The sequence below is a fragment of the Beijerinckia mobilis genome (assembly GCF_000745425.1).
GTDB classification, from domain to species: Bacteria; Pseudomonadota; Alphaproteobacteria; order Rhizobiales; family Beijerinckiaceae; genus Beijerinckia; species Beijerinckia mobilis.
Window position 1 is genome coordinate 21,446 of sequence record NZ_JQJH01000029.1, and the last position, 12,381, is coordinate 33,826.

A 12,381-nucleotide genomic window follows, 5' to 3' on the forward strand; every position below is an offset into this window, starting at 1 on the left:
ATGAAATCACATTTTTGTTCAATTTATTTGGAATAAGACATGCTTATCGATACAAGGAAAGTGGATACAAGCGATGCTATTATCGCAGATGTTTGCATCGTCGGCGGAGGAGCTGCCGGAATCACTCTGGCGCTTGAATTAGCCGACCAAACATTTACCATTATTTTGCTCGAGAGCGGTGGTGAAAGGCCGGACCCTACCACGCAACATCTTTATGCGGGAAAGAATATTGGTCTAGCGCATGAGCCGCCAGAGACATCCCGTAGCCGTTATCTCGGGGGGAGCACCAATTGCTGGGGTGGATGGTGCCGGCCTCTTGACAAGCTCGATTTTGAAGAAAGACCGTGGATTGCCAATAGTGGCTGGCCGATCACAAAAGAAGATCTCTTACCCTATTATGTACGTAGCCATGACTGGCTTCAGCTGAGCGAATTTCATTATGAAATCGATCATTGGTCTGAAGAGATTCAGAGACTCAAAGCAGCCATCTTTTCAATCGAAGCAAGCGGTCTTTGTAATATTGTCGACCAGCTCAGTCCACCGACCAGGTTTGGAAAATTCTATCGATCACGATTAGAAAAAGCACGTAATATCAAGACATTTCTCTTTGCAAATGTGACGGAAATTCTGACGAATTCTAATGCGACGCATGCGACGGGCGTTGCGGTCAGGACAGTCAACGGAAAATCCTTTGTCATTAAGGCTCGCACTATTGTCCTCGCTGCCGGGGGGATCGAAACTGCTCGATTGCTCCTCCTTTCGAATAAGGTACAGACTGAAGGTCTGGGCAATGCGCATGACCTCGTTGGCCGGTATTACATGGACCATCCGCGTATTTTATCAACACGTGTCAAAATACCTGATGCTCGGCGTTATCGCCCTCTTTATGACGCGACATTACATAGAATTCACAGAGGTGTGGGAAGCAAACGCATGCGGCTCGAAATTCATCTCGCTCCCGGACCGGATGTTCAAAGAGGCATGAAACTACCAAATTCACGCACGTATCTTGTAGCGCGCCATGACAATGATGTTTCCAAATCTTATCTCGCTCTGAAGGCTCTGCAAAACGCACTTTCGGGACGAAAGCAGTTTGGTTATCCTTATTCGAAAATCGTTCCAGACGTTGCGCGGCAATTATCCATATTGCTGCGATACACACCTATGACATTGGCGACAATCGGCGAAGTATTCCTAAATTCATTCTTGGCGACGCAGGAATTTTCTTTGGAGAGTGTGCTCGAGCCGATACCTAATCCAGACAGCCGAGTGATGTTGGGTCCGGAACGCGATTTTTTCGGACAAAATCAGGTTGAAATTGACTGGCGCTTGACGGAACAGGACAAGCTTCATTTCATCGCATTGAACAAGCTGATTGTCGACCGCCTTTCGAAAACAGGACTCGTTATTCCATTAGAATCTGGATTGCCCTATTTCGAGGCATGGCCGGAAAACGTTGTTGGCTGTTGGCATCATATGGGAACAACCCGCATGCATACCGATCCCGCGCAAGGCGTCGTCGATATGGACTGCAAAGTCCACGGTATTCATAATCTTTTTATTGTCGGAAGCTCCGTCTTTCCAACAGTGGGCAGCGATTCGCCTACGATCACACTCGTCAGTCTCGCCTTGCGGTTGGCCGAGAAAATCCGAAAAGATTTTCAAAACCCGCGAAACCACTAGGTATGATGTGCTTGAGGTCGTTCATACGATCTGTAAGACGGTTTTGTATAATTTCGAGATGCTACGTGACAGGGGAGTAACTTTTCTTGATTCTACTCCCGCACAAATGCTTTTAAAAAATGAAAGGCAGGAACGAAACTTTGATAATAATTTGATATTTAAGCCAGTTCGAAAAACGGTCTTTCGGGACCGCAATGTTTCAACAAATCGGAGAGACGAGAGCATTTTTGAAGTTATCTGAAAAATGCTCTTTGAAATGTTCTTACGGTTACTATTTTTACAGGCGTTGTTGCAGCCATGAAGGGATATAAGATCGATATTGATTGAATACGGTGCCGATGATCTGTGCACCGAAGCGTTCCAGCGCCTGTTTGGTCTCAATCACCAGCGATTGAGGCGTCGTTTCAGCTCGAACAACGAGAACAGTTCCATCACTGTAGCGGGCAATGGAAAGGGTTTCTGGTGCGTCTGATGGCGGCGGACAATCGAGGACGATAATCGAGAACGTCTCTTTTAATAGAGCGAATAGACGGCTGAGATCGTCGAAATCGATATTGGGAAATGTGCCTTCCACAGGTGACAATCGCGCCATAGCAACGCACGGTATATCGGTCGTTTTATGGACTGCGCCATGAATAGTACCATCATCAAAAAATGACTCGATGAGAGAAGCCGGTCTGTATTGAAATGAGCAAGATGGATGACAATCCACAAAGAGAATCGATTTGTTGGATTGAGACGCCGCCGCTTCGGCAAAGCCGGTCGCGATTGTCGTGGCGCCTTCTCCATGTTGTGATGCCACGAATTGCACGATGAAAGGCTGGTTTCCCGTGTTCAACGCTTTGATGGCGTGGAAAAGGTACAGGAATCGTACCTGTTGTTTGATGGCCGGCAGTTTCGACATTGGTGAAGCGGCCGAGCGTTTGGTCGAGATAAAGCGTGACCGTGAAAAAGCTTGAATTGCCTTGATCATGAAGGAGTTGGCCTCTAGTGAAAAAGCGGCAATGAAAGTTAAGTGCTGTTCTTAGCTAATACCCATTTTCCGCCTAATTCTAAATAAAATGAATAGAAAAACTCGCAGTCCGTAGATAGCATAAAAATTTAGAGTATACGAGAAAAATGATAAAATTATAGCTTCGATTTTTACGCAAATTAAAGAATGACTACCAATTGCCTGCTACCATTATTTGTTTTAAATATATATCAGTATAGATTCTATCTATGGGACGTAATGGAATTATTTCCATGAGCGCGTTGATTTTCGGCTTTGTTAATTATGGGAGCGATATTTTTGGAATATGCGCTACACTTGATGCATATATATTCTTCCTCCTGTGATTTTGAGTTGCTTGCTGCTTTTAAATCGGATAAATTCTTAATCTGATCTAGAAGAGGTCGCGCAGATTTTAGTGGCATTGCTTTTCGTGCTCGGAGTCTTGAAGTATAGGGATATCCGTGCCGCGGCGTTGTAAAACGACCTTTTGTTGAAGCTAGCTCTGTCAATTTTTGTATATCTTTTTGGTGGTTTTGTTTGATGACTAACGCGTCCGAACCGAAAATTGCCTCTAAGCCTCGGCAAGTAAAGCAGCTCCTTAGAATTGCCTTGAGTGGTGTGTTCAGGGATAAACGGCGTATTCTGTGTGTGATGGCCAGCGTGATCGTCTTGACCTGCCTGTCTGCGGTAATGGTCACGCCAAAATTTGTTGCCAATTCCACTTTGCTTGTGCTGTTGTCGCAGGATTATACGTCCCAGCCTGCCGTCGGTACTGTAAACGTGTCTCCTGTTATGTTAGAAAAGGATGCTATTCTCAAGGGCGAAGTCGAAATTCTTGTTAGTCCTGCAATCGCTAAAGCGGTTCTGCGCACCATTGGGTTCGAACGGGTTTATCCTGATCTCGTGAAAGAGGCCTGGACGGTCAGGCTCTCGGACACCTTCAGCAAGATTGCGGAAATGGTGGGATGGAAAATCAGCCCTCGGCGTAGCATCGATCCTCTTGAAAAGAGCGCTATCGCTTTCAGCAAAGATCTGTTCGTAACGCCTGATAAAATCGGCAATGTCATCTCTCTTGGTTTTCGTCATCGCGATCCCGAGATAGCTGCCGAGGTTTTGAATGAACTGACCAAAGCTTATTTCGTTAAGCGGGCGGCGATCTTTGCCAATGTCCAATCACCTTACGGAGCTGACAGGGCTGCTGAACTTCGACAGCAGCTCGATCATATCGATCATGCTTATGCGGATTATAAAGCCCGTAATGGTATTTCTGACTATAGCCTCCAGCGCGATCTTTTGCTGCGGCAGCAGGGTGATATTTCCCGTGATATGCAGCAAGCGGATAATGATATAGCGCAAATGACACAACGGTCATCCGTGATACGGCGCGAACTCGATCAAACGCCTCAGGATACTGTAGTCTATGGTGGAGTCCAATCGCAAATTCGGCACGGTCGTCCAACCGTCGTCGCAACTCTCGAGACGGATTATGAGCGTGTCAAACAGGATCTGGAAGCTGCGAAGGCACGACGCGCAATTGATACCAACCAATTGGCGCAAGTAGAGGGCAAAATCAAACAATTGGATGAGAAATCGGTTGAGCTCACCCACCTCGAGCGGCAACGAGAACTCACCGAGCAAAATTATGCTTCAGTTATAAAGGAACTAAATGCACATAAATTCCAGGAAGAGGTCAACGCCAGAAAGGCTGCCAATGTTCGGGTCATTCAACCGGCGGACGTGCCGACTGATCGAGGCAATATTCGCCTCATCATCGTCATGTTCGGTATTTTGGTGAGTCTTTTTGCTGGCGTTGTCACGGCGATCTTGTCGGAGTTTTTCAGATATGGTTTTATCTGTTCCGAAAAACTGGAATATACTCTCGGGACGCCTGTCCTGGTGAGTGTGCCGATGATTGCCGACCTGGAACCGGCAGTTGCTTCGCCTTCTCGTGGGACGATAGCGGAACTTCAGGCTGCAAAGCAAACTCTCTGATGTTGCTCTCGTTCTCGAGCATCTTGTGGAAGAAGCCTCCGAGGGAGTAAGATGGCATTTCCATTCCCCTGACCAGGGCCTGTTAGCGATTGAAGCCCTAGCTATTTCTGGTTGGTGGACGTGAATGATCTGATAGAAGTGTTCATAGGCGAAACATTGTCTGTCTTCGAGACGTTTATCCAGGCAATGTGATCGGATAGCTAGGCAACCTTTGGATCTGAGCTAAACCTTGCGACGATTTTCTGGCGGCGTGATAACGATGCCAAATGCTGCATGGCGCCTGAGCTTGGCCTGTGGTGGAGAGCTGTGGAACTTTACCTCCTCTGATCGAAGCCCTGGGGAGTGCGAGTGCCTGATGGTTTGCTTGCGGTAACACAATAATCGCGTGCGGAGTATGGCTTTCCTCAATCGCGCCCACTGTTCCCCGCGGATGCCCGAAAACAGTGGTGCAGAAAAAATAGGCTCTACGGTAAGGGGCGTAATGCACGTGAGGCGCTCGGCCATTGTCGCGGCAACGGTGGGCATAGACGCTTGCGTGATCTATGACGGTGAATGAAGGACGTCAGATTGCTTTCGTCCTGGGGTTTGAACAAGATTATGAACTGCCCCCAACTCCAAGCTTGATCGATAGCTGCTGGACAATTGGCTGGATCGTTGGCGATAAAAGGTATGCCTCGCGCAGCTTTCAGCACCCGGATCTGGGACCTTACCGTACGTCCTGCCATCCCTCATAATGCAATGATGGGCCGGTTGCCTGCCGCCAACTGGAACGACAACAATCGCTCAACCGTTGAAACCATGGGGGCTCGGCAGAAGGAATAGCGTGCTGCCGCGACCCAATGGATTACGTGCTAACAGGTCCTAGAACTAGATTTCGAGGGAGGAACTCGATTTCGGCATCCTCCGCCGAAGGTTGTATGGGGGAGATCGCCAATGCCCGGATGGCAAACACTGCTGCGGGTACCGGTTCCTGCGAGGCATGTTATCGTATGGCCTTTGCCTCTCCATCCATGCCGAACGGGCAACTTAATATCCAAGTCAATCCAGTCAGAAAAGCAGCGCAGCCCAAAACTTCTCCGGTCCGGTGAAGTAAATCTTTTTTTGCGACAAATTCTTTATATATGTTAGTTATATAATGAACAGATTGCATGAAATGGGGGGTGGAAAATGAAACACGCTGGATATTCAAATCGAAGCTATTTACAGACTATGACAAGACAATTTCTTGTCCCGGCCTTATTCGTGGCTTTGGGTATATCGACAGCTGTGGCTCAAATTTTTTCGTCATCTTCGGCATGGAATACACCGATTTCAAAGAAGGCATCCTATTCGACGATTGCGAATGCCTCAGGCATCTTGATGGGTCTTGATACTTGGTACTCTCAAAATCAATGGACCATTCCTTCTTATACGGCGACACAATCAGATTCCTTGCATCCTTTACTCTATAATGCCGACGCTTGGTCAAAGGTTTATACAAATGAATGGCTGCGGTTCGGTAATTCCGCAGCGGTAGAACAAACCATTCTCGCCTCCTCTTCCAACAGCTTTCCCTTTCCGGGCAATGTCTATTCCTCGACATCCACGACGGAATGGGTTTTACCTTCATCTTATAACAAGACCGTCAATCCTTCGAATGGTGATGCATTTCAATTCTATTTCAATAGTACCATGACTCCGGCAACCGGATCAGATGGCCATATGGCTGTGGCACAACCGGAGGGCTCTGTTGTTGAAACCTATTCAACGATCGTCTTGAGTACGGGTCAGATCGTGGCATTATCCTATTCGGTGACCTCGCCTTCTCAAAGCAGTCTCGGCGATGGCTGGCAGAATGGTCAGACGGCTTCCATGTTGCCAATGTATGCGGGCTTATTCTGTGATAATGAGATCGACACGGGGATCAAACATGCGATGGCGATTACCGTGCCGGCGAAACTGCTCACGCCCAAAATTGACTATCCGGCGTTTGCCTTCGACCGTGGCGCCATGACCTCTAATCCTCCCTATAGTGGCAATATCCCCATGGGGGGGCGGCTGGCCATTCCTCGATCCGTTTCCATTATCTCTTTGGGCTTATTGACGCAGGAAGGCAAAGCGATAGCGGAAGCAGCGATAAGCTATGGCTTTATTGTCGTTGATCAAGGAGGAAATGGGCTCACCATACGCGTAAGCCCGACGTGTTCGTCCCAGAAGTCCTTACTGCATACATGGAATTGGGATCTGCAAAATGATCTCAATACAATCGCTGGACAGCTGCGGTACGTCAAGCCGAAATAAAAAAGAGCTTATTGCGTCGAGGAGGCTCGATCATTGGCCGAAGACGGACAGCCAAAGCGAGAGTCGTGCTAGCTAGGCGGTGGAAGTTGTAGACTGTGGTGGTGAGTACTGTCTCCTTGAGACGTGCTATAATCAAATTTGGCAAGGCCGAGTTGTACCAAGCCCGGCCAGCATCTCCGCTTATCAGTATGAAGGTAGATGATCCGTGAACTCGGAGATGGCCATATGGCCGATCATCCGGGAATTTGCCTTGCCGCACGCGCTTATCCCCTCGGAATCGGGCGCCTGGATGATCTTCTCCCAGGAGGGCACGGCAGGGGCATTTTGAAAGCAGACGTGTGGAAGTGGGCTAGACCGGCCTGTCTGCCTGTGTCGTCTCTAGTTCTTGCTGAGCCAGTTCGAGCCGAGCATCCTCCAAAACGCGTGCATCCGGCGCAAAAGCATCAACGAGAATGTCCCGCTTTTGCCCAACTAACTAAACGCGTTTGGCCTTCATGCGTGTGGTCACCTGGATACGCTTGTCAGAACCGCTTCTGTAACCGATGTTAGGATCATCCGCTTCCGCTTCTCGTCAACCTCTTCAATCAAGGTGCGTCTGTCCACACAGCCCAGAGTGCACCCTCCCACGAACATTAGGCCTCATGGATTTGAAACAGCGGTAATATTGTCTTCTTCTGCTTTTTTGGGTTTTTTGAAGGAGATCATAGCGGGACGTTGCAATGACAGGGGCCGCTCGACCAGCATATATATTGCTAGTCCCGGAATGAGACACAATACGAAAGTGAATGGCAACGCGAGCCAAAAGAACATTTCCGCGATGCTGGAAGATACGTGTGGTAATAAGAAACCTATCACAATCCTCATCGTCAGATTATGAGTCAGATAAAAGGAAAAGCTGATTTCACCGATCAGTCCAAGCGGAACCCACTCGAAAATTCTGCGACAAATACCGTCAGTACCGAGTGTGGCCAACAGGAGTGTCGAGAAACCGATAAATAATAAATAACTGCGACCTAAGGCTTCGGGATATTCCGGATAAACAAAAGAGGAGGGGCCTCGCCAGTAAGCTATGGTGCCAATACTAATTACGAAAATCAAAAGCGCGGCTCCCTCCATGAGCCGAGGCCGTGAAAAACGATAGGAGCGGCCAACGAGAGATTCTCTGGCCAGCATGCCGCCGACAAACATGATGATGCGTTCATGCGCCTCAGCCGCATAGGTAATACACGATATGATCACTGCTATGCTGGCGAGAATGGCGATACGTGTGGACCAATTGCGGTAGCGCATACCAGTCACGTAAATCAGAAACGGTAATGCCAGATAAAATAGGATTTCGTAAGTCAGAGACCAGGCGATCCCGACAATTGGTTCCTTGCCGAAGAAGATCGGGATCAGCAGAGCACATTGAATAATGTAAATAATGGCTTCTATGGGGTCGTGAGGTAATTTCGATTTTTCCGGCTGGATGAGCATCAAGACAACATAGATTGCCAAGACAACGAGATAAGTCGGAAAGATGCGCCGCACCCTGCGCCCGAAATACACGGGAAACGGTTGTGGCTTGATCATCAAGTGATCATAGATCAGATAGCCGCTCATGACCATGAACAAATCGACGCCGGCATTGCCGAGCGAGAAAGCGACATCCGCCATCAACCTCGTAAAAGTTGCTTCATTGGCAGCTTGAGGGAAAAGGAGAGTCCATGCCACGCTATAATGAACAAGGAGAACAAGCAGGACCGCCAAACCGCGCATTCCGTCAAGTGAAGCAATTTTCGGTCGTCCGTTGGCGTGAAAGTCCATCATCGTTGAAAAAACTCCGTGCATCCACCTCTGATCACTGTTCCTGCGCAAGTCAGAACGAAGCGGCCACGGGTGATTGATGGGCCGATCGTCCCGATGCCGGGAAGCCACGCGCTTATTTGCCTGCGAGGGACACCTGAGGACATCGCGATGAAATTTGGATTCAAAAAATTTCCGCCTAAAATGAATGTCAAGGTTTTATCAAAAGGCATAATTACCGGCATCATGCTTTTTAGGCTATCTTTTTTAGGCGGAAAATTGCATCTTGGGGGTGATCAGTCAAAATAAATAATATCTATATTACCAATTTCCATTTTAACTTTGGATAAATATAAATACATATTTGATTTATATTTATTTTAAGGAAATGTATTATCTTTTGTTGCTTTAGTGTTGCAAATAGTGCTTTCCTCACGGTCTTGTGCCTGTGAGGGGGAGTAAAATAAAATCGTTCCATTTATAATTATTAATATATTTAGCGGAACTGCTTGGTATTTGATTTGCTAATACGAGAGTGTTTCATATAAAATTAGTGGGTTTGCGATTTATGCAAGAGTTATTGGTGAGAATTGGATTTTAGAATATTGGCAATTTCCAACTATTGTTAATGGCAGGATTGATGATACAGAATAGCAATCACTGCAAATCACTTTGTTCGACAATGGATTCGGTATCGTTTCGTGCGACGCCGAGGTCATTGATTCAAAATGTCATCACGAAAGCGAAGGTGCCTTACGATGGCGCGAGGCTGTTTCAGAATTTCTGCTTCTTAACGCCGCTCCTTTGGGCCTTAGGTATTCTGACGATCAGCACAGTTTTGATGGTCATGAAAATGGTGGCGGAGCGCTGGCCACGTGGTCTTGCGATAAATCTTATTGTGGCAAGCTGGTTAGGGATTGCGATCGTTCAGATCGGCACATCTCTCCTGCACGGCGTGGCGGTCGGTAACTTTTTTGGCGAATTGCGTAATCTCACATCTTTTGCAATCGTGGGGTGGGTATTTGGTGCTTTGATCATTGCTATGGGGAGCGCCCATTGTCTTGCCAACGAACGGACGATCCGTGCCATTACTTGGCTCGGACTCTATATGCTGGTCCTTTCGACAATTGCTTTACCTTTCCGCTTCCTAGGTTTTTCTTCTCTTACTTTTCCAACGCCGCTCGGCATGATATTGCCGCCGAGTCCAGCCATACGCTTTTATACGAGCGCTTCTTTTTTCTGGTCGGAGGATACGTTCGGCGAAAAAACAGCCCGCTTTATCCTGTTCTTTCCATGGTTTACAGCGCTTGGTCTTGGCGCGCTTTCTGTTGTCTTCATTAGCACCCTGGATAAGAACTGGAAATGGAGGCTGACCGGCATTATCGGTGGGTCCATTGCCACGGTGTTGAGCTGGAGCCGTATGGCAATCTTTTGCCTTGTCATCTTTGGCGCCTTGCAGTTTTGCTTGCGCTTGCCACGGCTCGTTCAGATCGTCTGTATAAGCGCCGCTATCCTGGCCCTTTATGTCGCCTTGTTGAATGGTTTCGACCCGGTGGCTGATTATGATTACTTTCAGAGCAGTCTGACTGCCACCCGTCCGGGCTCCAATCTGGCGCGTGATCTGATCTATGAAAAAAGCTGGGAGGGATTTCTTCAATCTCCTTATTTTGGAAACGGTCTGAATTTTCCGCCAGCTCATAAAACAGAGCCGATTGCAATCGGATCCCATTCCACCATTTATGGTTTGCTCTATACCGCTGGAGCCCCGGGATTGGCAGCCTTTGTCTTCACGATGCTAGTAACTTTTGCCTGTCTCATTCAACGCTATCTAACCGAGACAAGTGGGGAAGAGCGACAAAGGATTGTTATTGGTATTAGCTTGGCGCTCAGCCTTGTTCTTTATTGTAAATTTGAGGCGCTCTATAGCTTAACCATACCTTGCTTCGTCCTGTTCGCGTGGATCGGCGCCTGTTTCCCTTCGCAGTTCCAGTCATCGGCGGCAGGAATGTCTCGGGTATTCGTGTCCTTTACACCGCAACGGCCGCCGAATGGTGTGCAGTCATTGGCAAGCGTGGCTATGGTCTCGCCGGAAAGCAATCGAGCGTTGCAAACCACATCTAAGAATCCTGCTTTCGAGCGGGCCCTGCGCGCAACGGCGACGCGAAAAGGGGGATGTCATTTGCCGTGCGACGAGCACCGAACGGAATAGCAAATTGCCTATCGCGGCTGTCTATTATGATTTTTCCTGTTCCCTTGGCAGGCGCTAATTGCACAAAGCTGAGCTGGATGGCTCGCTTCCTGTGAGCGTAGGAGAAGTTTAGCCAGCGCCATTTCATTGACCACGGGCACGTTTTGCTGGAGAAGGTAAGAGAGATAGGCCTGCCGTTCGTTTATGAGGCGTTGACGGCATATCGACACCAATGAGGGTCCTTGACCTTTGCAAACGACGAGGCTCCGTGCAAACCTCCCTCACATTGAGAGCAGGCATGATGGGCCGCTTGAAGGACCCCTTCATAATTGAATAAACCTATTCTCTGCTTCGGACCGAACGGGGCCGATAGCGGTCCAGGCTGATGTGCGATGAAGTGCTGCGTCAAAATGGCGCATGTAAAATTCGTTCTTAAAAACAACAAAATACACACGGTGTGAACTGCATTCACACCGTCTTGAAAGTGTGCCCCTATCCCAAGCAAACCCGAGTTTCTATCTAAGTCCCAAAACAGGAAAGGATTAGATCATGAGACTCGAGCATATTGCTTGTGCTTTGGCACTTCTCGCCAGCACTTCGGCCTTCGCTGCCACGGAAATAACGCCCGTCCAATTTCATGCCGTATCCCAGAACGCTCAGGAGGCCCGCAATGTGACCGTCGGGCGTTCCGTCAGCACAGTTCCGGCTAACCGGCCGAATTGCTTGCGGCGCGCCCCTGCTATTTCGCCGAACGGCAACCCTTCGCTCATTGATATGGGCCGTTGCTGAACACTCCCCCGCGTCAAGACACCTCGGTATTTTTACAGAGACTGCGGTTGAACTTGGCGTTTGTAACGTCTCGCTGAGGCATCATTCGTCGCATATGCCGACGGGATCCTTGACGCAGAGCTCGTCCCGTAATTCCGGCGGAATAGATTTCAGCGGGATGGCGATCATCTTTTTTCCATTCACCTTTAAGAGGTGAACGGTTGCCATGTCGCCATCGTGCATTTTTGCCGGAATCGCCTTCATGTGTTCGAGGTGAAAAGCTTCTTCGCTCTGCACCTCGAAGGCGTGCAGCGTCGCGACAAACAAGCCTGTCATTGCGACAGCGGATACACCCCAATAGAATGCTTTCGGCATATTGTCCTCCCTTCGCTTGATCCTGTTATCGTTAAAAGACGATCGTCGCCCGAAGGCCGCTGATCCAGGCATCATTATAATGCCCATAATTGCCGTACCCGCCGGGATTATGGATATATTGCAGGCTGCCTTTGATGTTCAGCCAGCCTGTCGCCTGTAAGCCGTAAAAGGTTTCAAGAGTCAGTTCGCCGCTCTGCGTATAGCCGAGATTGGCCAGGGATTGTCCGGTCGCGACAGCCGGATTGACATGCGTCGTGCCGATGCCGAAGCCGATATCGTCGTTTGGCCGTGCCTCGAACAATCCATGATAGATGAA

Annotated in this window: 9 protein-coding genes; 5 read left to right on the forward strand and 4 right to left on the reverse strand. The window is 48.6% G+C overall.

The annotated features are described in order from the left end of the window. The first annotated feature begins 39 nt into the window (after window positions 1-39). Window positions 40-1,683 (forward strand): FAD-dependent oxidoreductase, encoded by a 1,644-nt coding sequence (locus DL88_RS16700; protein WP_034998732.1) that lies wholly within the window; start codon window positions 40-42, stop codon window positions 1,681-1,683. A gap of 277 nt (window positions 1,684-1,960) precedes the next feature. Here DL88_RS16700 and DL88_RS19580 read toward each other — a convergent pair whose 3' ends face one another. Next, window positions 1,961-2,656, reverse strand: coding sequence for a P-loop NTPase family protein (locus DL88_RS19580; RefSeq protein ID WP_051956109.1), 696 nt, complete (start codon window positions 2,654-2,656; stop codon window positions 1,961-1,963). 561 nt (window positions 2,657-3,217) lie between these two features. On the opposite strand from DL88_RS19580, the gene DL88_RS16710 reads away from it, so the two are divergent. Together DL88_RS16710 and DL88_RS16720 are read left to right on the forward strand one after the other, a co-directional pair. Continuing rightward, window positions 3,218-4,669, forward strand: a complete 1,452-nt coding sequence (locus DL88_RS16710) for a GumC family protein (protein WP_156971170.1) — start codon at window positions 3,218-3,220, stop codon at window positions 4,667-4,669. Window positions 4,670-5,836: 1,167 nt separating this feature from the next. After that, the gene (locus DL88_RS16720) at window positions 5,837-6,949 is read left to right on the forward strand and encodes a hypothetical protein (RefSeq protein WP_210165327.1); all 1,113 of its coding nucleotides are present in this window, start codon (window positions 5,837-5,839) and stop codon (window positions 6,947-6,949) included. A gap of 639 nt (window positions 6,950-7,588) precedes the next feature. Here the strand turns inward: DL88_RS16720 and DL88_RS16725 are convergent. Continuing rightward, complete coding sequence (locus DL88_RS16725) at window positions 7,589-8,779, reverse strand: acyltransferase family protein (RefSeq protein WP_084705248.1); 1,191 nt, start codon at window positions 8,777-8,779, stop codon at window positions 7,589-7,591. A 673-nt stretch (window positions 8,780-9,452) separates the two neighbouring features. Between DL88_RS16725 and DL88_RS16735 the strand changes: the two genes are divergently transcribed. Together DL88_RS16735 and DL88_RS16740 are read left to right on the forward strand one after the other, a co-directional pair. Next, the gene (locus DL88_RS16735) at window positions 9,453-10,943 is read left to right on the forward strand and encodes an O-antigen ligase family protein (RefSeq protein ID WP_210165328.1); all 1,491 of its coding nucleotides are present in this window, start codon (window positions 9,453-9,455) and stop codon (window positions 10,941-10,943) included. Window positions 10,944-11,471: 528 nt separating this feature from the next. Further along, window positions 11,472-11,711, forward strand: coding sequence for a hypothetical protein (locus DL88_RS16740; protein WP_034998752.1), 240 nt, complete (start codon window positions 11,472-11,474; stop codon window positions 11,709-11,711). A gap of 81 nt (window positions 11,712-11,792) precedes the next feature. Here DL88_RS16740 and DL88_RS16745 read toward each other — a convergent pair whose 3' ends face one another. Beyond that, window positions 11,793-12,065: a hypothetical protein gene (locus DL88_RS16745; protein ID WP_034993147.1), complete on the reverse strand. Its 273-nt coding sequence runs from the start codon at window positions 12,063-12,065 to the stop codon at window positions 11,793-11,795. A gap of 31 nt (window positions 12,066-12,096) precedes the next feature. Next, the coding region (locus DL88_RS16750) for a carbohydrate porin (protein WP_034993144.1) at window positions 12,097-12,381 on the reverse strand (285 nt) is incomplete at its 5' end.